This is a genomic window from Paenibacillus sp. J22P143 (genome assembly GCF_059692035.1).
The window spans coordinates 194,770-217,044 of the sequence record NZ_JCAUAQ010000001.1 but is presented as its reverse complement, the minus strand read 5'-3'; the positions used below and the strand labels follow the sequence as shown (position 1 = coordinate 217,044).

General features: G+C 43.8%; 20 protein-coding genes and 1 pseudogene. 18 read left to right on the top strand and 3 right to left on the bottom strand.

The features are described from left to right. Positions 1-5: 5 nt before the first annotated feature. Genes AC58PQ_RS01090 through AC58PQ_RS01080 form a run of 3 tightly spaced genes read left to right on the top strand, consistent with a single transcriptional unit; the run spans position 6 to position 3,313 of the window. The gene (locus tag AC58PQ_RS01090) at positions 6-2,096 is read left to right on the top strand and encodes a cellulose biosynthesis cyclic di-GMP-binding regulatory protein BcsB (RefSeq protein WP_497240152.1); all 2,091 of its coding nucleotides are present in this window, start codon (positions 6-8) and stop codon (positions 2,094-2,096) included. Beyond that, complete coding sequence (locus AC58PQ_RS01085) at positions 2,093-2,947, top strand: diguanylate cyclase domain-containing protein (protein ID WP_497240151.1); 855 nt, start codon at positions 2,093-2,095, stop codon at positions 2,945-2,947. Before AC58PQ_RS01090 ends, AC58PQ_RS01085 begins: the two co-directional genes overlap by 4 nt. A gap of 30 nt (positions 2,948-2,977) precedes the next feature. Further along, a complete protein-coding gene (locus tag AC58PQ_RS01080; RefSeq protein ID WP_497240150.1) occupies positions 2,978-3,313 on the top strand; it encodes a DUF1801 domain-containing protein in 336 nt (111 codons plus the stop codon). Positions 3,314-3,398: 85 nt separating this feature from the next. Here the strand turns inward: AC58PQ_RS01080 and AC58PQ_RS01075 are convergent, their stop codons facing one another. After that, complete coding sequence (locus AC58PQ_RS01075; RefSeq protein WP_497240149.1) at positions 3,399-4,367, bottom strand: stalk domain-containing protein; 969 nt, start codon at positions 4,365-4,367, stop codon at positions 3,399-3,401. Positions 4,368-4,536: 169 nt separating this feature from the next. Between AC58PQ_RS01075 and AC58PQ_RS01070 the strand changes: the two genes are divergently transcribed. The 7 genes and pseudogenes from AC58PQ_RS01070 to AC58PQ_RS01040 all read left to right on the top strand — a co-directional run bounded on the left by AC58PQ_RS01070 (position 4,537) and on the right by AC58PQ_RS01040 (position 11,993). Then, complete coding sequence (locus AC58PQ_RS01070; protein WP_497240619.1) at positions 4,537-5,562, top strand: alpha/beta fold hydrolase; 1,026 nt, start codon at positions 4,537-4,539, stop codon at positions 5,560-5,562. A gap of 37 nt (positions 5,563-5,599) precedes the next feature. Then, positions 5,600-5,770 (top strand): annotated as a pseudogene (locus tag AC58PQ_RS01065) (DUF255 domain-containing protein); the annotation flags it as partial. 657 nt (positions 5,771-6,427) lie between these two features. Beyond that, entirely contained in the window at positions 6,428-7,729 is a 1,302-nt protein-coding gene (locus AC58PQ_RS01060; protein ID WP_497240148.1) for a spore germination protein, read from the top strand. 113 nt (positions 7,730-7,842) lie between these two features. Continuing rightward, complete coding sequence (locus tag AC58PQ_RS01055; RefSeq protein ID WP_497240147.1) at positions 7,843-8,838, top strand: hypothetical protein; 996 nt, start codon at positions 7,843-7,845, stop codon at positions 8,836-8,838. Further along, on the top strand, positions 8,835-9,917 hold the full coding sequence (locus tag AC58PQ_RS01050; RefSeq protein WP_497240146.1) for a Ger(x)C family spore germination protein: 1,083 nt from the start codon (positions 8,835-8,837) through the stop codon (positions 9,915-9,917). The genes AC58PQ_RS01055 and AC58PQ_RS01050 overlap by 4 nt, the downstream gene beginning before the upstream one ends. Positions 9,918-10,168: 251 nt before the next feature. Further along, the gene (locus tag AC58PQ_RS01045) at positions 10,169-10,825 is read left to right on the top strand and encodes a thioredoxin domain-containing protein (protein WP_497240145.1); all 657 of its coding nucleotides are present in this window, start codon (positions 10,169-10,171) and stop codon (positions 10,823-10,825) included. Continuing rightward, complete coding sequence (locus AC58PQ_RS01040; RefSeq protein WP_497240144.1) at positions 10,731-11,993, top strand: thioredoxin domain-containing protein; 1,263 nt, start codon at positions 10,731-10,733, stop codon at positions 11,991-11,993. The genes AC58PQ_RS01045 and AC58PQ_RS01040 overlap by 95 nt, the downstream gene beginning before the upstream one ends. A 155-nt stretch (positions 11,994-12,148) precedes the next feature. Here the strand turns inward: AC58PQ_RS01040 and AC58PQ_RS01035 are convergent, their stop codons facing one another. Continuing rightward, positions 12,149-12,307, bottom strand: coding sequence for a DUF1540 domain-containing protein (locus AC58PQ_RS01035; protein ID WP_477594210.1), 159 nt, complete (start codon positions 12,305-12,307; stop codon positions 12,149-12,151). Positions 12,308-12,717: 410 nt separating this feature from the next. On the opposite strand from AC58PQ_RS01035, the gene AC58PQ_RS01030 reads away from it, so the two are divergent. Further along, positions 12,718-12,939 carry a hypothetical protein gene (locus AC58PQ_RS01030; protein WP_497240143.1) on the top strand — a complete coding sequence of 74 codons (222 nt, stop codon included), beginning with the start codon at positions 12,718-12,720 and terminating at the stop codon, positions 12,937-12,939. Positions 12,940-13,039: 100 nt separating this feature from the next. Here the strand turns inward: AC58PQ_RS01030 and AC58PQ_RS01025 are convergent, their stop codons facing one another. Next, positions 13,040-14,962, bottom strand: coding sequence for a glycosyl hydrolase family 18 protein (locus AC58PQ_RS01025; RefSeq protein WP_497240142.1), 1,923 nt, complete (start codon positions 14,960-14,962; stop codon positions 13,040-13,042). 178 nt (positions 14,963-15,140) lie between these two features. Between AC58PQ_RS01025 and AC58PQ_RS01020 the strand changes: the two genes are divergently transcribed. From AC58PQ_RS01020 to AC58PQ_RS00990, 7 genes are all read left to right on the top strand, one after another. After that, positions 15,141-15,674, top strand: a complete 534-nt coding sequence (locus AC58PQ_RS01020) for a DUF309 domain-containing protein (protein WP_497240141.1) — start codon at positions 15,141-15,143, stop codon at positions 15,672-15,674. Beyond that, positions 15,671-16,399, top strand: a complete 729-nt coding sequence (locus tag AC58PQ_RS01015) for a response regulator transcription factor (RefSeq protein ID WP_497240140.1) — start codon at positions 15,671-15,673, stop codon at positions 16,397-16,399. The genes AC58PQ_RS01020 and AC58PQ_RS01015 overlap by 4 nt, the downstream gene beginning before the upstream one ends. Beyond that, positions 16,392-17,843, top strand: a complete 1,452-nt coding sequence (locus AC58PQ_RS01010) for a sensor histidine kinase (RefSeq protein WP_497240139.1) — start codon at positions 16,392-16,394, stop codon at positions 17,841-17,843. The genes AC58PQ_RS01015 and AC58PQ_RS01010 overlap by 8 nt, the downstream gene beginning before the upstream one ends. A gap of 99 nt (positions 17,844-17,942) precedes the next feature. Continuing rightward, complete coding sequence (locus AC58PQ_RS01005; RefSeq protein ID WP_497240138.1) at positions 17,943-18,551, top strand: hypothetical protein; 609 nt, start codon at positions 17,943-17,945, stop codon at positions 18,549-18,551. Positions 18,552-18,593: 42 nt separating this feature from the next. Next, the gene (locus AC58PQ_RS01000; protein WP_497240137.1) at positions 18,594-20,351 is read left to right on the top strand and encodes an efflux RND transporter periplasmic adaptor subunit; all 1,758 of its coding nucleotides are present in this window, start codon (positions 18,594-18,596) and stop codon (positions 20,349-20,351) included. Positions 20,352-20,378: 27 nt separating this feature from the next. Next, complete coding sequence (locus tag AC58PQ_RS00995) at positions 20,379-21,098, top strand: ABC transporter ATP-binding protein (RefSeq protein WP_497240136.1); 720 nt, start codon at positions 20,379-20,381, stop codon at positions 21,096-21,098. Beyond that, on the top strand, positions 21,095-22,273 hold the full coding sequence (locus AC58PQ_RS00990) for an ABC transporter permease (protein ID WP_497240135.1): 1,179 nt from the start codon (positions 21,095-21,097) through the stop codon (positions 22,271-22,273). Before AC58PQ_RS00995 ends, AC58PQ_RS00990 begins: the two co-directional genes overlap by 4 nt. Positions 22,274-22,275 lie beyond the last annotated feature (2 nt).

The window sequence follows — 22,275 nt, the reverse complement described above, 5'->3', positions numbered from 1 at the left end:
CATTTATGAAAAAACGATGGCTGTTAATTACGACCGGTTGTCTGTTTTCCCTGCTTATTTCATTTAGCTCTTCAGCATGGGCTGAAGAGCTCACACCGAATGTGAATAGACAATACCAAACTAATTTTGCAGATACGTCGTTAATCGGAGGCGTTACCTATACGCAACAGTACTTCCAAGTTGAGAACTATTGGAATGTTGCAAGTGTCGAAGTTCATCTCGACTATGAGATTTCTCGACTCCTCCAGAAAGAGCGTTCGAGCATTACGCTGTTGATGAATGGAAAGCCGTTTCATTCTTTTCGTCCGCTTCTTCAAGAAACGAAACAGCAGCAGTTGACGGTCTTAGTGCCTGTAGCGTTGATCGTGAAAGGCGTGAATACGCTAACGGTTCAAGGACATTTCGAAACAACCTCACCTGTTGCAGTCATGGCATGTTTGCCGACAGATACGAGGGATAATTGGTTGCAAATTGCGAAAACCTCTCGAATTTCCGTGAATTACGGAGCTGCTGCGATCCAAAAGAGTATCCGTGATTTTAATGAGCATTTTATCGGCATGGATACCATCAAGGATGGCCAGAATGCGATCGCAGTCACGGCGGGGGGAAGCAACTTGGCCCTCCTGGAAGCGGCAACCTATGCGCTATCCGGATTCGCCAAGGCGAACCCCGTTTCGGACAAAGGCATACCGATTGTCGCGTATAGTGCGGACAATTTGAAATCAAAGCAAGCTATTATTCTGATCTCGTTATATGAAGATCTTCCAGAGGACGTGAAGTCGGCCATCCAAGCCGATCATCTCGAGAACAAAGCTTTGATCCAATTGGTTACTCCTGCGGGACGTCCGACATTGGTTGTCACATCCTCTGACACAGCTCTGCTGGTCAAAGCAGGGCGCTTGATAGGCAATCAGTCGTTGCTTAATCAACTGGATACGGATATGAAGGAAGTGGATGTTACTACGGAGGTAGACACGCCTACAGTGACATTAAGCCGAAATATGACGTTAACGGAAACAGGTGATAAGCTAGTTGGTGACCGTCATCGAGAGAAAGCCTACTTCATTTCACTCCCTGGCAATCGTTCGATCGGAGATGCGAGTAAGCTGAGCATTAAGTATCGATATGCCAAAAATCTTGATTTCGATCGATCTATGGTCACTATTCTTATCAATGATACGCCGATTGGCAGTAAGAAACTGTCCACGGAGCTCGCTGACAATGATCACATCGACATTGCTATTCCTAAAACGCTGAATATTAGTGGCAATTTTACGGTGAAAGTTGCTTTTGATTTGGAGTTGGGGAATGCAGGTTGTATTGAGAATCAGGAGCAAATGCCATGGGCGTTCGTTGATAAGGATTCCATGCTGCAGCTGAATACCAAAGATAGAGCGGACATGCTGTTTAACAATTACCCCTATCCCTTTCTAAGAGATGGCAGCTACAATCAAGTGGCTGTTGTACTACCCAAAGAGCACGATACAAACGTATTTCAAACCATTACGAATATTTTTAATTTACTAGGGCGTTATGCACAAACCAATACGGGCGAAGTGCTATTTTATCAAGACAATGTCGCGGCATCACAACTCAAAGGGCGAGAAATAATCGCCATCGGCAGTTATCAGAATAACCAAGTGATTCGTAATAACAACGACAAGCTCTATTTTCAATATAATAATAGTGGTACAGGCTTCGTCTCCAATGAAAAAATGAGTATCGAGGCCAAGTACGGCACTCGCATTGGAACACTGCAATTAATCGATTCGCCTTACGCGAGCGGCTTTGGGCTGCTTGCCGTCACAGGGAGTAGCACGGAGTACGCCTATCTGGCTTCTAAGCTCATTGGATCTGAAGGCACGTTGTGGAAAGTATTCGGAGATGGCGCTGTCACAGACATCGATGGGAACATCCAGGCTTTTCGGTTTAAAAAAGTAACAACGGCAGAGCCCTCTACCGTGCTGAGTGATGTCATGGAACGCAAGGATGTTCTGGGATTCATGGCCGCGGTCGTTCTAGTTGCCTTATTGGTACTTCTCTCACTTATCTTACTGATTCGTAAGTATAGAACGAAGCGGAGGGATCGTCGATGAGGCGTTTGCAAAGCAGCATGATTTCCGACAGCGCATTCATATTGTTGATTCTTGTCTGTTTTATCTGTATTGTATTTACGGCAGGCAATCCGAATCTCTATATCCAAAATATTATCTTCTTAAATCTCGCCTTATTAATTGCGATCGTGACTTACTTTACTAACGTAACGACGGGATTAATACTGAACATTCTATTCATCTTTGGCTATGGCACATTCACGCTCTATCAAACGGTGGTTGTAGGCGGACTGATTGGTACACAGAACTACTTCTGGCTTATCATGACACCCTTATTTACGATCTCTACCTGGTTGTTTACCTATGGGAATCGTCAGCTTCAGTTAGACAATGATCAGCTGCGGAAGGCCAACGAATCCCTGGCTACCGTAGATGCTAAAACGAGCTTGAAGAATACCTTCTCGTTTCAATCTGACGCTACTATCTTCATGGCGTTATCTGTTCGGTATCACATTCCTTTAACTCTCATGGTTTTCAGCGTTAAATATTGGGATGAGATCCGACGCATTATTGGTGAGGAGCAGCTGATAGAAGCCGTACTAGACCTGTCCAAAATGAGCCGAACCAGCATCCGTACGAATGATTCGCTCTATTTGCTCAATAAGGAAAATCCGATGTGGGGAATGCTGTTGTTCACAGATCGACCTGGTGCGAATATCGTTATTGATCGATTGAGGAATAGCGTTGAAGAACGAAACAGAGATGAGTACAGGGAGAAATATCGGGTCGAACTTATCCTGAAAATGGGCGCGATCGAGTATGATGCGCAGCAAGTTCCGAATCCGCTGGAATTTATTACGTTAGCGAAAAAGCAGTTGGAGTTTGATGTGTGAGTAAGTTTAAAAATAAGGAGACACGCGACTATGAATCAAGAGGTTACCGATTTTATAGAAAAACTTCCAGCATGGCAGATTGAGGTAAGTCAACAACTTCGTCAAATGGTCCAGCAAGTTATTCCCGAGGTAGCTGAGCGTATTCAGTATAAAAAACCACATTTCTTGAAAAACGGCCATTACGCCGCCGTTATTTCGCCATCAAAAGATGCGATTGCATTTATGATTATGAACGCGACAGGTTTGGAGGTCCCGAAAAGTTACGAAGGACCCGCTGAACGGAAATGGTTGAAAATCCGCGAAGGTGATACGCCGGATTATGACCAAATGTCCAAACTGCTTGAGCAGGCGTCTAGTACGCTTTAAGGTAAATTTGTGAATCATGAACGACATGTAGAAATAAATGGCAAAGCCCGAGAAGCGTCTTTGAACGCGCTCAGGCTTTTTTATATTATTCATGTTTTGTAAATGTTTGACCGCCCATTTGCAGTGTATTTCCATCAACTGTGAATGAAACTGTGTTGATGGCTCTGTCCGCAACGAACTTGATATGCCCGGCATCTAGGATCAAATAGTTACCCACAGCTACTCCCGCACGATATAAAACGCCATCGCTGGTTAGCTCCATTTCGGTACCTTTTTGCTTTTCAGTCCACTTGCCGACCAACCCAGATACTATAGTTGGGTTTAAGTTAATTGCGTGAGTCAGGACAAGTTCATACTGATTTACCGCGAATTGATCAGCAATTTGTTGGTAGATCGTATAATCTTCACTCTGAGCGGCAAAGGTATTCTTTTGTTCATTATGCAACACATAAACGTAGCTGCCTTTAGTAGCCAATACAGTATCGTTAGCATCGTGCTGATCAGCAGCCCAATCTGTCTGTGTAAACACTTCAATAGTAGCCATTACAGTAGCTGGAGCTGTTACATCTTTAGGAAGATACAGCAGATCCATCGCACTTCTCACGTTCTTGGACAATTTGCCGGAGGAAACGCCATTTGAAAGGGATTCCTGCGGCCATACGGTAGGGCGTACCTTGCCACCAAGAGATGAAGGGATTTGCACAGTGTAGCCATATTTAGCTAGAACAAGCTCTTCATCTGCACGAAACGTGAGAAATTCATTATTTTCACTAAGATAGGCCGTTTTGCTGTTCTCATCCCAAATCACATCATAGCCAAGTCCTTGAGCTACGCCACGTACAGGTAAATAGATCGAGTTATTATAATTAAGCGGAGTCACTTCATTACCTTGCTCATCTTTCAGAGAGATGGCTGTCCCGCCAGCCTTCACTTGTACGGATGAATCTAGAAATGCTTTTACCTCAGTAAGAGTGCCATTAGCATAAGCTCCAGCTGCCATTCCTAGTGTCAAAGTAGCAAGTATGCCCGTTACGATCATCGTTTTCTTTTTCATTTGTAAATACCTCCAAGGGGTTATTTCAGTTCAACTTGGTTCATCAAGTTGCCTTTATACCTGTAAGACGAACGGGTTGCGTATAAAGTTTGGAGGGATTGTATTTAGTTTGTTGAATAGTAGGATTAAAGAGAATGTGTTTTGGAGGCGACAATTGAAAAGAAAAAGTATGAAAATAATAATCGTAAGTGGAATAATCCTTGCGTTAATTGTAGGGACCGGATTGATTTTCCCCACATGGACACCTCGAATTAAAGGCGACAACAGCATAAGTATGTTAGGACAGATTGAACTCAATGGGACTGGGCATGAAGTGATGATCAGGGGTGTGGATCGTCGCAATCCGATTGTGATTTTTGTACATGGCGGTCCAGGTTGTTCCGAAATTCCTTATGTGCGTAAATATCAAGATTTGCTGGAGAAAAATTTTACAATTGTGCACTATGATCAACGTGGAAGCGGGAAATCTTTTCATTTTTTAGAGGACTACTCAAATTTATCTACCGATTTACTTGTTGATGATTTATTAGCCGTGACGGATTATGTTGAAAGGACACTTGGACAAGAGAAAGTGCTGCTCATCGGTCATTCTTTTGGCACCTACATCGGGATGAAAGCTGCGGCTAAAGCACCAGACCAATTTGCTGCTTATATTGGTATTGGGCAGGTTGCTGATCATGTGAAGAGCGAATTGGACAGCTTAAACTATTCCATGGAACAAGCAAAACGAGTTGGTAATTTAAAAGATGTAGAAGATTTAGAACAACTTCGAGATCCGATAGAACGCGGGGAAGAATCTACACCACGAGACATAGTTCGAAAATATGGCGGAGCAGCACGAGCAATTAATGAGAATATGGATTATTTCAAAGGCTTTCTCCTTGAACCAGAGTATAATTTGCTAGATGTTATTCGCTATTTTAAAGGGATTTCATTATCTCAGGACATCTTATTGGAAGAAGAGAAGCGGAATAATATTACAAGCAAAATCAAAAAACTTGATATTCCCTTATATTTTGTCATGGGGCAATATGATTATATGACATCCGCAAATGCGGCGAGAGCATACTTTGATTTTATTGAAGCGCCTAGAAAAGATTTTGTTGTTTTTGAAAAATCTGCTCATTATCCACAGTTCGAGGAGAAAGAGTTATTTGCCGAATGGTTGAATAAAATCTGGAGTCAGCTTCACTGAGAGTGATATGTGTAGTTTAAAAGGAGGCGGTCACCGAATGACAACTCACAATAAAACTAATAGATTGGTCAAGGAAAAGTCACCATATTTGCTGCAGCACGCGTATAACTCGATTGACTGGTTTCCTTGGTGCGAAGAGGCTTTTGAAAAAGCAAAACGTGAAAACAAACCTATCTTTTTATCGATCGGGTACTCCACTTGTCACTGGTGACATGGCTCTAGAATATTCATATAAATCAAGGATTCTATTGTATTGAACATATACAAATATAAGGTGAAGGCGGCTCGTCTTGCGCATTCAACCAGCCACTCATGCTTCAGTTCAGACTGAAACTTATCGAAGATACCCCTTCGTAAGAAGCTTCCTTATGAAAATGAATTTTGGGTTTGCTTTATCGAGAAATAGAAGATGATATGGAAATTTTCAAGATAAGAGGGGGCTACTGAGTTAGCCTCACTATTGTCGCGTTGTTTTCGGACAGGGGGGGTCGACTCCCCTCACCTCCATACAGAGAACCCGCTCAGTGAGCGGGTTTTTGCCTTTTATTGAGCTGAATTGTAGACGGATTGTAGACAAAGAGATAATAGTGATTCAATTTTTTCGAAACGTGTAGACAATTCGTCTACATGGAGGCTAGGGGCTCGAACCTTTGACTTTATCGCTGTCAGCGATGTAAAAGTCTTTTCTAATCAGACTTTTTACCAATAACGCGTTTTTTTTGCGTCCTTGGGACAAGGTTATCTCGAATTAGATGAATATCATGCAAATCAAGAAAATTGAACTTACCTTGATAATAATAAACAAGAAAATATTGGGTACAATAAAATGTGGTCCAAGCTACACAAATAAGGAGTACATAATTTTATGAGTCCGATATCCAACCAATATTTTGATTCATCGCAAGATGTCATTTGTAAATACATTGAAATGCCAGCTGGAAGTATAGAAATTACGTATATTTCGACTATCATTGAATTTTCTAAAATAGAAAATATTGTCCACGCGATGATTATTGAGTGCAAAACAGAAACGGATATCATAAATTTCTTTAAAACATCCCCCAGTTTCATGAAAATAGAGGAGGAAGATGCGGTACAAAGTCTGGTACGTGGAAATGCGTTATTTGTCTTTCTTGAGGGAATATACACCTATCATGTACCAAAGGTCCTGAATACGGAAGTTAAAGAAGCAGAAATCGAAAAGGTTATACAAGGTTCGCACAGTGCTTTTTCTGAAAATGTAGATATCAATATCAACATAATACGGAGCCGCTATCAATCAGAGAAGCTTTGTGTAGAATATTCAACTGTTGGAGAACTGTCAAAAACTAAAATTGCGTTGGTGTATGATGCAGGTCTCGTTGATGCTAACACGTTAATTGAAATAAATAAATCGTTAATAAAAATCAAAAAAGACGTCGTTCAATCAACGGGTCAACTAGCGATGTTAATTTCGAAAGGGAAATTTTCATTTTTTCCTACGATGTTGATATCGGAAAGACCGGATAGAGCTGTTTTGAACTTAACACAAGGCAAGGTGCTTATACTGGTTGAGGGAACGCCTAATGCGGCAATGGCGCCTTGTGTGTTCTATGATTTCATGGTTACGATGGAAGACGCTAATTCACCTTGGTGGGTATCGAAGTTCGGTTTGATTCTGCGCTTAACTTCTGTAATCATTACAATGATTCTGCCAGCCCTATACATCGCGATTTCGTACAATCCAGAAATTCTCCGGATGCAATTAACCTTCTCCATAGCTGCAAGTAGGGCAGGGGTGCCTTACCCGTCATACGTTGAAGTTCTTATCATGTTATCCATGATTGAAGTTTTAATTGAAGCAACTATTCGTATACCCAAATACATTGGTTCGACAGCGACAACTGTTGGTGGTTTAATTTTGGGGCAAGCAGCACAGCAAGCCGGGCTTGTTAGTTCAATAATGATAATTATTGTTTCGGCTGTAGCCATTTCAAATTTTGTGGTGCCGGTTAATCCAGTTGCATTTCGTTTTTTGAAATATATGTTTATTATGTTGGCAAGCTTCTTTGGTTTTATCGGAATCATCATGGGGTTGATAACATTGATTATGTACATGGCAAATTTAAATAGCTTTGGTCAGCCGTATCTAAGACTATTTATAGGGGAGCCAGAGAGAGGGAAGTAAGAATGATTTATCGGTACCTTTATTACGCTGTAATGATAGGGATGTTAGTCAACACCTTTTATTTTTTACCTCATGCGTTAATACCAATTAGGTTTGAGGGGGCTGTTTCTTCTATGTTTATATCCATTCCTTTAAGTGTTACTACAATGTATATATTTATACATGCTATGGGGCATTTCAAGGGGAAAAGTGTGATGGATATATTCCGAATGAGATTGATAACATACGTGCATGTGCCTATTCTAGTTTTTCTAAGTTTTATGTGGTTTTCAACTGGAGCAATGATAATAGTGAATTTGGCAACACTCTGTTTTCGTTATATAAATCCTAGTATGAGTGAATTAAAATTTTTAATATCGTTTTTAGTCATTGTTTGTTTTGGAGCTTCTATGCCGGTAAAGTCCATTTTACGTGGCGTGGAAATATTATTGTTTTTTTGTTATCCGTTGATACTAATTATTGCGTTCTTCACAATACGTAGTGGGATGATTGATTGGGATGCAATCAAATATACGTTTAACTTCGTGGATAAAAAACCGAATTTTTACGCCATTTGCGCGTCTTCAAATGTATTCAGTGGCTATTTGAACTTAGTTATTTACAATAAAACATTCTCACCATGTAAGCCAAAGACGCCACCATTCAAGTGGGCGATTCACACTGTCGGAACCATTGTTTTGTGTGCAGCCTTTTTTGTGCCTATTGGTGTTTTTGGCACTCAAGCCGTTGGGGACCTGAAATATATCTACGCGGGTACGATTGATTCGATTCGTGCCGAACTTGGTTTGATTGAACGTTTGCTTTTTGTATTTTATCCATTGGTCATTATTTCGTCACTGATGTACACCGTCATTTGTTGGAATGTAACAATAGAAATATTAAAAGGAACGTTTCCTGACTGGAAGTTTAAAATAAAATATTTGAGTACAAAATTAAATATTGTAATTATATGTTTTCTAATGAGTATTGCGACGATAGTCTACTCCATCTACTCGAATGAAGCCCTGCGAATGGTAATTGTGCAAAGATGGATAAATATCAGATTTCCCAGCGAGATTATTTTAGCTATTTTGCTCTTATACTTGGCTAAGAAAAGAGTGAATGTATGAAAAAACTTATACTTTTTATTGCTATCTCATTGTTGGTGACCAGTTGTGGGTTTAGAGATATTGATAGACGTTTTTTTGTTGTGACTATGGGAGTAGATAAGACAGATGACCCAATAAATCCATATCGGGTCATCTTGAAAATAGGCATTCCACTCAAAGAAGTTAAAGCTGGTCAATCAAATTCTTTTGCGATTTTGAAAAAGGAAGCTCCCACAATAGCAGAAGCAGTTCGCTTAATGAGGGATGAATCACACAAAGAATTTGATTTTGGTCATACCAAAATCATTGTTTTAGGAAAAAATTTGGTTGAAGATAATTTTTCAGATGTAATGGATTGGTTTTATAGAAAAAAAGATATTCAATTAATTTCACAACTAGGCATTGGGGTTCCAACAGCTGAAGCGATATTGTCACAAAAACCCAAATTTGAAAATTTGCCTGCTAATGCGCTTATTTTTGTTTTCAATAAACGGGGAACTCAACCAGCATATCAAAATGCAAATAGCTTGACAGAGTTTATGCGTCGTTCAAAGGAAATAGGTAAAGACCCTTATTTGCCTATAATTACTCAAAAAGAAGACCATTACCTAGTTGATAAGGTGGCGGTCTTCGATAAAACTAAATTTGTTGCAACCTTAAATCCAGATGAGACGGTGGTATTGAATCAACTCATTACGCAATCATCTAAATATGGTATACATGCAATAACAAGTGATGATGTGAGATTTAGTTTAACAATTGAATCCTATAAGATGAAATACAAATTTCAAAATCTTCAATCTTCCAAACCTAAAATTGAGTTAAATGTTAAAATTAAAGCAAGTGTAGAAGAAACAACTAAGCTGATTCCGTCCTGGAGATACCAAGAGGCAGCGAGTGAGAAGGTGAAGGAAGTGATGGATGGTTTACTTGTAAAGTTGCAAAAAAATAAGGTTGACCCGGTGGGATTTGGCTTAAAATATATGTCTACGCATTTTGCAGACGGGAAAGAAATTGACAACTGGCATGAGTTATACCCTAAAATGAGTTTCGATTCGAATGTTCGAGTTGAGATAACGGGTACGGGTTCAGTTAAGTGAATCATGGTTTTTCAATGCAATTAATGAGGGTGGTAGCGGACACGAAAGTCTTTATGCCTTACTGTAATTTCTGGTTTTCAAAAATCGCTTTCAAGCTTTTAGAATATTGCTTTTAGAGCATCTCGTACTTCATAGTTGTCTGTTATTATTCCTAATTAATCGTGTTTTGTTACCGCAATGTTACCGCGCGCTACCCCAAAGTTGACGAGTAATAATCAGATTCAAACCAAGCCTGTCACTGGTGTCACGTCATGGCACACGAATCCTTCGAAGATCAAACCATTGCCGATATGCTAAACAAAGATTTCATCTCCATCAAAGTAGACCGAGAAGAGCGCCCAGATATCGACCATATCTACATGGCGGTGTGTCAGGCGATGACCGGACAGGGTGGCTGGCCGCTGACGGTGTTCCTTACACCAGAGCAAAAGCCTTTCTTTGCAGGGACCTATTTTCCACGTAGCCGTAAGTATAATCGAGCAGGATTTGTAGAGATCATTGCACAGCTTGCAGGTAAGTGGAGGGAAGATCCTGATCGAGTACGAGAGCTAGGTGAGCAGGTTATCACAGAAACAACGAGTCGATTACTGGAGCATCAATCCGGGGGCGAGTTGACAGAGGAAACGCTGCATGAGGCTTTTCGCTTATATGAATCTAATTTTGATGCCGAAAATGGTGGGTTTGGCACCTTTCCGAAGTTTCCTACCTCTCATAACTTGTCATTTCTATTAAGATATTATAAGAAAACGGGGACCCAGCGAGCACTTGAAATGGTTGAAAAGACGCTAGACGCTATGCATCGTGGGGACATGTATGATCACATTGGTTTCGGGTTTTCCAGATATTCGGTTGACGTACATCGAGGCTTATCTGGTGACTGGAAAAGTTCAATATGCCGAGGTAGCTGAGCAAATTATTACGTATGTGCTTCGCGATATGACGGACTTAGGCGGCGGTTTCTATTCCGCGGAGGATGCCGATTCGGAAGGCGAGGAAGGCAAGGTCTACGTCTGGACGATGGATGGAGTTGAGGACGTTCTAGGGATTGACGAGGGAGATCTCTATAGTGAGATCTACGGTTTGACGGAGTCGGGGAATTTTGAGGGAAAAAATATCCCGAATCTGATCGACACGACGCTGGCGTCTGTGGCAAGGCGGAAGCAAATCCCTCTGGATGAGCTGAAGCAGCGTTTGGAAGCTGCCCGTGTCAAGCTGTTCGCGCATCGCGAAAAGCGCATCCATCCGGGCAAGGATGATAAAATTTTGACCTCGTGGAACGGTCTGATGATCACTGCGCTGTCCAAGGCGGCACGCGCCTTGGACAAGCCATCGTACGCGGCCGCTGCTGCGAAGGCCGCCGACTTCTTGCTTCGCGAGCTGCGCCGCGAAGATGGGCGCTTGCTCGCGCGCTATCGCGATGGCGAAGCGGCGTTCCTGGGCTACGTGGACGACTACGCGTTCCTCGTCTGGGGACTGATCGAGCTGTACGAGACAACGTTCGAGCTGCGCTATCTCCGTGAAGCGGTACAGCTGAACGCAGAGATGCTTCGTCTCTTCGGAGACGAAGTGAAGGGCGGGCTCTTCTTCTACGGCAGCGATGCCGAGCAGCTGCTCACCCGCCCCAAAGAGATCTACGACGGCGCGATGCCGTCGGGTAATGGAGCAGCCGCGCTCAATATGCTGCGGCTTTCCAGGCTAACCTACGACGCGAAGCTGTCGCAGGCAGCCGATGAGCAGCTCCAGGCATTCGCCGGAGCTGTGAGCAAGTACCCGCCGGGCCACGCGCTGACGCTGGCCGCGCTGGATTTCGCATACGGCGAAGCCTGCGAAATCGTGATCGCCGGCGACCCGGCGAAGCCCGAGACACAGCACATGCTGCGCACGGTGCAGCGGCAGTACCTGCCGAATGCGCTGCTGATTCTTCACCCGCCGGGGGCGGCAGGGGAAGAGGTGCGCCAGCTGATTCCGCTGGTACAAGACAAGCTGCCGCTTGGTGGCCGGCCCACGGCGTATGTCTGTCAGAACTTTGCGTGCCAAGCGCCGACTCAAGACCTCGAGAACCTTGAAGAGCTTTGATATCTTCTCGAAAATCTCGAAAACCCTGAAAATTTCTTCCAACAACACTGATAATAATTATCATTATTGGTTAGAATAGACGTAGAAACAACAAAAGAGGCCATAAAGGCCTCTTCTCAAACTCACATTTACTTCTCTGCCAATTTTTACTTGAACTAAACTTTGGATTCGAATGTTTGACAATCTGTCTCTTCTGAATTGCGAGCTTGATTTTTGCCGTGGTGACTCACGATTGAAATCGAGCTAGCGTTGCATTTGTTTTCATTTGCCCAATATTTACAGGAATTTACTTCACACATTACATCTTTTGCCATGTCCCTCTCACCTCCCTTACCTCATAGGGTTGGCGAAAGGGACCTCTTTTTATACATAGAGTTAAAAATACTTTTCGGAGTGGTATAGCACTATCCATCATCTAACGGACATGTGTGACGTTATTTCATCAGTAATGGCACTCCTCAGAATCTAACGGACACTAGAGCTGTTATTTGGGCATAAAGATTCGGGAAATGCCTGTATTTTGATAAATAGTGGCGTCTGTGTCCGTTAGATTTCAAAAACTCTTGAATTCGAGCTAATAACGTCCCTAGTGTCCGTTAGCATGCTTCGAGGGGGGCTATGCCTAGAGGTTCCCTTACCAAGATTTCCATAGGCATTCACCACCAGAGGAACTATCAACATATACTTGAAGTAACGTATCAACGAACTTCAAGGGGATGAACGTATGGCAACAGCCAAGAATGAGCTTCAAACCTGTGTCAGATGCAAGTACGTTGCTGAGAAGGAAGCCAGGTACTGCATACGTTGCGGAGCGCCGCTCAAAAACAAATGCACAAAAGAGAAAACCCTTTTGCATAAGGGTTGTTATAAGGTCAATAAAGCGGATGCCAAGTACTGCGCGGATTGCGGGACGGAGACGACTTTCAGCCAGTGGGGACTCTTATAAACCAAATGTATCAACAAAAACACCTGAGAAAAGGATCCCTCCTAACTCAGGTGTTTATTGCATATACCACAGGTTTACTAAACATTTGATCTACCCAACCCTACTTCTTCTGCAACACAGTCTGCCACAAATCAGCCGAGTCATACCCTAGCCGCCAAGCCGCGACACCTGCGATGTCGTACTTTTTCGCCAAGTCCATACGAGCCGTAACCGTAGCTTGATTCTCCACCCACAGCACATAAGTGAAGCCATTCTCTTTGTACTCGAGTTTATATTGACCAAACTCATTATCCCATGTTTGCGTAGTAGATTTGGAAGCCATTAAAGCCGGAATGTCCTTCATGAGAACCGTACGGTTACCGACTAGTGCGCCTTTGGCATCCAACTGCCATTCGCGTACATAATACGGGATACCTAGAATGATTTTGTCACGCGGAATGCCGTACGAAAGGAACTCTATAATGCCGCCTTCGGCCCAAGGAATACCTGCAACAGAGCCAGGCGATGTGCTTCCGCGCCAGAACTGATCGTAGGCCATGATGACCATATAATCGACGATGGCACCTAGCTTCTCGTGATCAAAAGCGGAAAGATGATTCCATTTCACGCTGCCGCGCGGCAGATCAATGGAAATAACTAATCCTTTCGCATGCGCAGCGGCAGTTAATTTGGATATAAACCCTGTAAACGCATTGCGATCAGAACCCGCTAAGCTTTCAAAATCGACATTGATTCCCGGAACCCCCAATTGTACAGAGCGGCCCACCAAAGCGGAAATAAACTTGTCCTGAGCGGCACTGTCTGCTAAGAACTGTGTGGTTAAGGAGGAGCTAAATTGATTGCTAACTAATGGATAAACGGTATAGCCGTTTTTTTGCAGCCATTTGACGGTGTCGGCATTCGACGTATCTTTGAGATTGCCAGCAGCATCCGCCAACTCAAAATAGGAGGGAGAATCTACGTCTAGCCCGATCGCGTTTGCTACATGTGTTTTTATCGTCTCCGAGCCAGAGCTGCCGTTCCAGCCCCAGACTTGCAGCTTTTTAAAATTATCCCAGAGCATGCGATGCTCCAAGGTTTGAATGGATGCATTGCTGTATTGCTTCCCATAGGATAAAGCTTGCGGTAAGGTTTTGAACTCACCAATGAGATTGGAGCTTTGATAAACTTGGTAAGACGCATAGTTATTCCAAATCTTACGACCTTCCCGGTAAATAGCGCTGTGACCCCAAAGCGTTGCATAACTGATGGCCTCATCTAAGGAAGTGAATTCCTGCAGAAAGGCGTCATTTTGAAATACTTTATAAATGTTAAGATTGCTATAAACAGTTTTTTTGGAGTTGATATTGACGACCGTGGAGTTCCCCCACTTCAGTGCCTCATGAATGGCATCCTCTAAGGATGCAAATCCCCAATTTGGAGCTGAAAATGTACCTTGATACACGTTGTATACCACACTGCCAGCACTGTTAGCATTTTTAACAGCTGGGGAAATGTTATCCCATATCCACCCATTCGAGTTCAAATCGATAATATGCGCATTACCCCATTTTTTGGCTTCCGCAATGGCATCTGTAAGACTCGTAAACTTCCATGCATCTTGCGTAATTTCATTTTGATAGAGTTGATAACGGGGATAATTGTTCCAAACCCAACCTGTGGATTGCAAATCCCGCACACTCGCGTTCGTCCAATTCTTAGCTTCAGCGATGGCCTCGTTTAACGTGGCGAATTGCCATTCCGGAAGGGTAACATCTTGCTGATACACCTGATAACGAGGGAGATTGCTCCATACCCACGTACGCGTACCGATTTCTTCGACATGGCTGTTCGAAAACCATTTCGCATAGGCTTCTGCTTGACCATAAGTTGCGAATTCCATGAGCACCTGATTGTACTGGTAGACGCGGTATTTCGTCGTTTTGTCAGCGCCATTGACACCATTGCTTGCTGCAAGAACTGTTGAGGGCACAGTCATCGAGAGAAGTAATGTGCCGCTAAGTAACCATTTTCCAATTTTCATTCATTCCGCCTCTTTCTAGTAAGCTACTCTATTGGACGTATGAAATGGTAGATTGGTTGCGCTTTCGACTTGATGGAAGTTCATGGATAATTGCGTGAAGTTGGACGATGTCCTGACTTTTTAGTAACATGAGAGGGAATGGTTTAACCGTGATGAACTTAAGGTGAGGGGAATTTATATGACGCAATATCCAGAGGCATACACCGATTATTTATGTTATTTTCACGGAGAGCGGGATTATTTCGAATGTCATGAAGTGATGGAAGAGTTTTGGAAGGAGCATCCTAAGGATCCTGCGAGACTAACGTATGTGGGGCTTATTCAAATTGCCGTGGGGATGTACCATAGTCGAAGAGGGAATTCCGCAGGGGCTGTGAAAATGCTGCAAAGTGCGTCGAAAAACCTGCAAGCTGAGGATGTTCGCACGTTAGGCTTGGATGATGTAGAGCTGCAAGCACGAATTAAGCAAGCTTGGCAGGCGATTGAGAGCGAAAACTATCAATTTGAAGATATGAATTTACCTATTTCTGATCCTGAGCTACTGAACTTGTGTCTGGAATTATGTGAGCAAAAAGGGTGGAGCTGGCAAGCGCCAAGTCGGATGTCAGATGAGATGATTATTCATAAGCACACGCGAAGAGATCGGTCAGAGGTGATTGAAGAGAGAGCCAGACAACACGTCATTCGAAAGGAATTAGGTGATAGCCGATGAATTCGGAAGGCAAAATTCTAGTCGTTGAAGATGAACCGAATATTTCTGAGGTTGTCAGACTATATCTGGAGCACTCGAATTTTGAGGCGATTCAATTGTTTCGCGGCGGAGACGTTCTCAAAACCATCATGAATGAGAGGCCTAGTCTGGTACTGCTGGACATCATGCTGCCTGATATTTCCGGTTACGAGCTGTGTGAGCAAATTCGAGTCATGGATGCACCCTATCATCACACACCGATTATTTTCCTAACTGCGAAAGGCGAGTCTCTGGACAAGCTGAGGGGCTTTAATTTGGGTGTCGACGATTATTTAGTGAAGCCTTTTGATCCGAATGAGCTCATTGCCCGTATTAAGGCTGTGCTCCGTAGAACCTTGCAACTGCCTACAGATATGTCTGGGCCGCAGAGCTCATCTCGCAAATGGTTGGAAATAGGCAATATCATGATCGACTTGGAGCAATATCGGGTAACCGTTGGAGGCAATCGAATCGAGTTGACCCCTAAGGAAATCGAGCTGTTGTTTTTCTTAATGAGTAATCCTGGTCGTGTATTTACGCGCGAGGATCTGCTCGGGTATGTTTGGAATTTTGATTTTACGGGTGGCACACGTACGGTGGATGCTCATGTGAAAAATCTTCGAAAGAAGCTAGGTCAGCATGAGACCTGGAATATTCAAACCCTTTGGGGCATTGGGTATTCGTTCGAGGTTGTTCAGCATGCTTAAGCGTTGGGTCAAGGGGAAATACCATAGCTTATATATTAAAATTTTCCTCTCCTTTCTCGCGACCTGTGTGCTCTTCTTTATTGGCCTTTTCGTTTTTTGGAATTATTATTTTACGGATCTCTTTTACAAAGATAAAATCGAGCTTTTGGAGAAACGGAATGTAGAGATTATCCGTTTATTGAATTCGGTTCAGGATGGTACGATTTCAACACGTGAGCTTAAATTTACGGTGCGTATTCTTGCTAGAAGTATTAATGGGCAAGTCTGGCTTGTTGATGAGAAAGGAACCATTACCAACGGCTCATCGGACAGTGAGGGTAGAGCGATTCCGAAGCAGATGGATACCTTGTTTATAGATGGTCTGCATGGGCATACCGGGCATAGCATGATAAGCTTGGAAACGCCGGAGGGCACAAGAAACCTATTCGCTTACTACGCGCCTTATCAATTAAACGCACAGCCGATGGTCATTATTCTGCATTTCCCTGCAGGCGATATCAGGGAGGTCATTTCTGCTGTAAGGTTGAACATCATTTTCCCGCTCCTGTTCTCTCTCTTAGCGGTAGGCTTTATTTTGTTCATCGTATCCCGTAAGCTTGCTGGGCCGCTGCAACAGATGAATCGCGCTGCTTTGGAGCTGGCCCATGGGGATTTCAAGACGCGTGTTCCCGTCACTTCACAGGATGAGGTTGGACAACTAGCTAGAAGTTTTAACTTTATGGTGGAGAAATTGGAGGAGTGGGAAGAGACAAGGCAAGAATTTCTGGCCAATGTCTCACATGAGCTCAGATCGCCGCTGACGACGTTGCGCGGATTCATCGTTGCGATGAATGATCACATTATCCCGCAGGAGAAATACCCGCATTATTTGCGTATTTGTGATCAAGAGGTGCAGCGTTTGCAACGTCTGGTAACGGACCTTTTGGACCTTGCTCAGATCCAAAATGGGGTTGATGTATTTCGATTACGTCCTGTGGATATCATCGAATTAGTGGAGGACTCGCTTGAGCTCTTGAAGCCCGCTATTGCGGAGAAGCACATATCTCTGCATCTCATTGTGCCAGAAGAGAATGGGGACGGTTGTATCGTGCAATTAGATCCGGATCGCTTCGCTCAAATCATCCATAATTTAATGTATAATTCGTTGAAATTCACCCCTGAAGGGGGGACGTTGACGCTAGCTTTGGAAGAGCATGAGAAGGAAATCCATTTGTATATTCGAGATACAGGGACTGGGATGAACGCTACAGAACTATCTCGGATCTGGGATCGCTTCTATAAGGCCGATGAGGCGAGAACATCCCAATCGGATGGTATTTCGGGGACTGGACTTGGTCTAACGATCGTGAAACATCTTGTCACGGGGATGAATGGCACAATTGGAGCCCGCTCCCGGATTGGGGAAGGCACGGAGTTTCGGATTGTATTCCCGAGAAATAATTAAGGATTCACAATTTCGTCACAATTATTTCATACTTCATACATATTTTTCGCCTATCCTGTTGCTGAAGGATAGGTTTTTCTTATTTGGAGGTGTTGTAGGTTGAGCTATACACGCAACTGCGTACTGTGTGTAACCCTCACGACCTTCTTGTTAGCCGGTTGTACCGGGCAGGGAACTGGACAAGCTGGTCCTTCTGTTTCTCTGAGCCTGACTACGCCTGCATCGGAACTAGTTGCTCAAGAGCTTCCTTCTGCTGAAGATGTTCAGAACCAAAGAGAACGACAGTTGGTCATGCTTTTTCAAGGATTGATCGTGATGGATCGCCAACCTTTACTAGCGTTGACTATAGAGCAATCTCACGCAATTCTGCCGATTGTTCGCAAGAGTGAGGAAGAAGGAAGCATTGACGAATCCGAACGAAAAGCAGTCATCCAAGTATTAACGAACGAGCAGAAAGCTTATCTGGACGAACAATCGAAGCAAGTGAAGCTGCGTATGACCGAACGAATGTACAAGCATAGGGAAGAGTTGTCGGCAGCGGAGCGGGAGCGTTATGTAAACGCTTTCGAGAAAAAGAGGAAGTTCGAGCGCCAGGTAGAAGGTGGTGTCTCAGCGTATGCCAACAACGATGCGTCATCTCCGGATTTACGCGGATTGGGGATCAGCGTTGAGCAGCAATTAATCGAATTACTGGTCTCGAAGTCGTAAAGTAACGTACAAGTGTACAAATGCTAAGGGGGAAGTATCAGAATGAAATTTTTTCGCAGTAAATGGTTCATCGTGATTGTGGCAATTTGCGTTTGTGCTGGTGGTTCCTATGTGTATTTAGCCAAAGGCAAGAAGACAAAGACAGCCGAGACGAAAGAAGTGACGGTTGATGTAAAAAAAGGAACCATTCGCTCTTCGGTTTCGGGAACTGCCCAATTTGAGCCGAAGGATACGCAAACGATCACAGCTACGGAAAATGCGAATATCAAATCGATTAACTTGACTCGTAATCAAGCGGTTAAGGCAGGCGACGTTCTGATTGAACTTACAAGCTCAAACCTTGAGAACGATTTAGAGGATGCCAAACAGACGTATGAGCAGATGGCGAAAGATTTGAGCACGAAAGAGCAGATGAAGGGGCTTATGGGAGTCAAAGCACCTATTAGCGGGAAAATTACATATGCGAATATTGAGTTGGGCTCAACAATTAATAAATCAACGAAAATAGCTACAATTGGTGATGCGAGTACGCTAACTGTTACGCTGCCATTTTTCGTGGAGGATGCTTCCCAATTACATAAAGGTGATATCATCGACATTACTGTGGATGGTTTCATGATTACCAAAACAGGGACGATTTCGGCGATTTCCAAAGACCCTAAGTCCGATGGTAAAGGCGGCAAATTGTTCGATATTGAGATAAAAATCACAAATGACAATTCCATGGATGCTGGCATGAATGTCATGGGCTCCGCTACAATTGGCGGACGCACAGCGGATTCACAAGGCAAAGCAACACTCCAGTACGTGCAAGTAGCTACAGTACTTGCTGGAACAACGGGTAATGTATCTACATTACCATTCAAAACAGGCGCAATCGTTCATCAAGGTGATCTCATTGCGAGTTTCTTAAATGATACGCTGGACGACGATATTGTTACGGCGCAATCAGCTCTTGAGCGTCAAAAGCTGAAGGTTGATGCGGCACAAGAAAAAGTAAATTCCTTGAAAATCCTGGCGCCTTTCGACGGCGTATTCTCCACAGATTTCGTGAATAAAAAAGCTGATATTCTAAGCAACTTCCGTCCAGGAACGAAGGTTAGCAGCGGTACACAGTTCGGTACGGTTGCAAGCTTTGCCAAAATGCAATTGCCCGTTCAAGTCGATGAGCTGGATCTTCCTAATGTTAAAGTTGGGATGAAGGCGGAAATAAAGGTCGATTCCTTCCCAGGACGCGTATTCCCGGCGGAAGTGATGCAAGTTTCCACAGTCGGTACAACAACGAATGGAGTCACATTCTATGACGTTATTCTGGCAACAGAAAACAGAGATAATCAATTGAAATACGGGATGACGGCCACAGGTGAAATTTTAATTCAAGATAAAAAGGATGCTCTTTATATCCCGCCAGAGGCGCTTCAGCTGCAACGTGGTAAACGTGTTGTAAGCGTGAAAAAAGCGGATGGAACCACAGAGGCAGAACATGAAGTGAAGATTGGTATTCGCTCTACAACACAAATTGAAATCACGGATGGACTTAAAGAAGGCGATAAAGTCGTTCTACCTGCTGCTGTGAAAAGACAGCAAAATTTAAGCCAAGACGATATTAATCGCTTAAGACAGCAATTCCAGCAAGGTGCTGGTGGTGCTGGCGGTGCGGGTGGTTTTGGTGGCGGTAACTTCCAAGGCGGCGGTGCAGGTGGCGCTGGTGGCGCTGGTGGAGCCGGTGGGGCTGGCGGTAACGGCGGCGGTAATGTTCAACGGGTTAACGGTGGCGGCGGCGGTGCCGGTACAAGATAATGCTGCCCTGAAAGGAGCTATTGCGGTATGAATATCATTGAACTGAAAGATATAACGAAAACGTATAGACGCGGTGAGGAAGATCTTCCCATTCTGCGTAACATATCGCTTACCGTTGCCGATGGCGATTTCGTCGCTATTATCGGACCAAGTGGCTCCGGTAAATCAACGCTCATGAACACGATCGGCTTGCTAGACATCCCGACCTCTGGCAGCTATACGCTGGATGGGGTCGTTACGGAGCATATGAGTGATAATGCCCTTGCTGAGCTCCGCAACCAAAAGATTGGTTTCATTTTCCAACAATTTAATCTCCTTCCACGATTAACGGCAATGGAGAATGTAGAGCTGCCGATGATCTACGCAGGCTTTTCCAAGAAAGAACGTAAGGAACGTGTAAATGCGATGTTGAAAATGCTGGGCATGGGAGATCGCGGTCATCATCGACCGAGCGAACTGTCAGGCGGACAGCAGCAACGGGTAGCGATTGCGCGAGCATTAGCTATTTCGCCTTCGTTGATCCTAGCGGATGAGCCAACGGGGGCCTTAGACTCCCGAACAGGTGAAGAAGTGTTGGAGCTAATTCTACAGCTTAATGCACAAGGCAATACGATTGTCCTCATTACGCATGATCATCACATTGCGGACAATGCGAAACGTGTCGTTGCCCTTCGAGACGGTGTCATCGTGGATGATTATCGAAACGATGCGAAGACGGCTATGTTGCAGCAAGAGGTGAGCGTATGAAGCTAAATGAACTGATCCGGATGTCGCTTCGGACGATCATTTCGAGTCCACTGCGTACATTTCTGACCATGCTTGGCGTCATTATTGGCGTAAGCTCTGTTGTAACACTCGTTTCCATTGGGCAAGGAACATCGGAGCAAATCGCGAAGCAATACGAGAACATGGGAACCAATTTGCTCGTCGTTACTGCGACGGGGAACGGGCGCGCGACACAGTTGAGCTATGATGATCTCATGAATTTCGAGAATTTCCCAGAATTCAAATCGATTGCTCCGACGATGTCTAAGAACGGGTCTAACATCAAATATGATCGTACACAGGAAAAATACAATGTGCTCGGAACGAATGATCGCTATTTCGACATCATCAAAGCAAATATTGATAAAGGTCGTAATTTGTCGCCAACGGATCTTGAGTTTCGTTCTAATGTAGCTATTCTAGGCAGTGAAGTGACGAAAAAATTCTTTGGGACATTAGATCCAGTTGGCGAAAACATCAACATTGATGGTGTTGTTTTCAACGTCATCGGAACACTCAAAGAAAAGGGTTCTAACATTGGGGGAGCTTCCGTAGATAGCTCTGTCATCGTGCCGTTAGAATCCGCTAGACGTCAATTCAAGCTGGGACAAATACGAACAACGTATGTCGAAGCACCTACCAAAGACGATATTTATACAGCTCAAGAGACGATGAAACAGTACCTGACCTATAAGTTCAAAAGCGATACAGGCTTTGTATTAACCAATCAGGACGAACTATTGAAAGCACGGACTGAAGCAACCAACACACTTACGAATCAATTAGTGGCGGTCGCCTTAATTTCACTGCTAGTAGGTGGAATTGGGATCATGAATATCATGCTCGTTACCGTAAGTGAGCGTACACGCGAGATCGGGATTCGCAAATCGATTGGCGCTAAGCGTCGAAATATTTTGCTTCAATTCCTGGTGGAAGCGGTTGTGATCAGTGGTATGGGCGGTTTAATTGGACTTCTCATCGGCATCGGATTTTCATATGCATTACCCTATTTTAGTCCGAAGCAATCAACGAGTCTTTCCTTTGACGTAGGCCTTTATTCCTTCTTATTCTCGGTATTAGTTGGTGTGGTCTTCGGATTATATCCAGCTAACAAAGCATCCAAGCTGCGTCCGATTGACGCATTACGTTCTGACTAAAT

Excerpts from the sequence above, each read along its gene's own strand:
- AC58PQ_RS01020 (WP_497240141.1), top strand. The coding sequence starts at position 15,141 with ATGACGCAATATCCAGAGGCATACACCGATTATTTATGTTATTTTCAC.
- AC58PQ_RS00990 (WP_497240135.1), top strand. The coding sequence starts at position 21,095 with ATGAAGCTAAATGAACTGATCCGGATGTCGCTTCGGACGATCATTTCG.
- AC58PQ_RS01000 (WP_497240137.1), top strand. The coding sequence starts at position 18,594 with ATGAAATTTTTTCGCAGTAAATGGTTCATCGTGATTGTGGCAATTTGC.
- AC58PQ_RS01025 (WP_497240142.1), bottom strand. The coding sequence starts at position 14,962 with ATGAAAATTGGAAAATGGTTACTTAGCGGCACATTACTTCTCTCGATG.
- AC58PQ_RS01080 (WP_497240150.1), top strand. The coding sequence starts at position 2,978 with ATGAATCAAGAGGTTACCGATTTTATAGAAAAACTTCCAGCATGGCAG.
- AC58PQ_RS01045 (WP_497240145.1), top strand. The coding sequence starts at position 10,169 with ATGGCACACGAATCCTTCGAAGATCAAACCATTGCCGATATGCTAAAC.
- AC58PQ_RS01075 (WP_497240149.1), bottom strand. The coding sequence starts at position 4,367 with ATGAAAAAGAAAACGATGATCGTAACGGGCATACTTGCTACTTTGACA.
- AC58PQ_RS01035 (WP_477594210.1), bottom strand. The coding sequence starts at position 12,307 with ATGGCAAAAGATGTAATGTGTGAAGTAAATTCCTGTAAATATTGGGCA.
- AC58PQ_RS01085 (WP_497240151.1), top strand. The coding sequence starts at position 2,093 with ATGAGGCGTTTGCAAAGCAGCATGATTTCCGACAGCGCATTCATATTG.
- AC58PQ_RS01060 (WP_497240148.1), top strand. The coding sequence starts at position 6,428 with ATGAGTCCGATATCCAACCAATATTTTGATTCATCGCAAGATGTCATT.
- AC58PQ_RS01015 (WP_497240140.1), top strand. The coding sequence starts at position 15,671 with ATGAATTCGGAAGGCAAAATTCTAGTCGTTGAAGATGAACCGAATATT.
- AC58PQ_RS01055 (WP_497240147.1), top strand. The coding sequence starts at position 7,843 with ATGTTTATATCCATTCCTTTAAGTGTTACTACAATGTATATATTTATA.
- AC58PQ_RS01040 (WP_497240144.1), top strand. The coding sequence starts at position 10,731 with ATGATCACATTGGTTTCGGGTTTTCCAGATATTCGGTTGACGTACATC.
- AC58PQ_RS01050 (WP_497240146.1), top strand. The coding sequence starts at position 8,835 with ATGAAAAAACTTATACTTTTTATTGCTATCTCATTGTTGGTGACCAGT.
- AC58PQ_RS01030 (WP_497240143.1), top strand. The coding sequence starts at position 12,718 with ATGGCAACAGCCAAGAATGAGCTTCAAACCTGTGTCAGATGCAAGTAC.
- AC58PQ_RS01070 (WP_497240619.1), top strand. The coding sequence starts at position 4,537 with ATGAAAATAATAATCGTAAGTGGAATAATCCTTGCGTTAATTGTAGGG.
- AC58PQ_RS01010 (WP_497240139.1), top strand. The coding sequence starts at position 16,392 with ATGCTTAAGCGTTGGGTCAAGGGGAAATACCATAGCTTATATATTAAA.
- AC58PQ_RS00995 (WP_497240136.1), top strand. The coding sequence starts at position 20,379 with ATGAATATCATTGAACTGAAAGATATAACGAAAACGTATAGACGCGGT.
- AC58PQ_RS01090 (WP_497240152.1), top strand. The coding sequence starts at position 6 with ATGAAAAAACGATGGCTGTTAATTACGACCGGTTGTCTGTTTTCCCTG.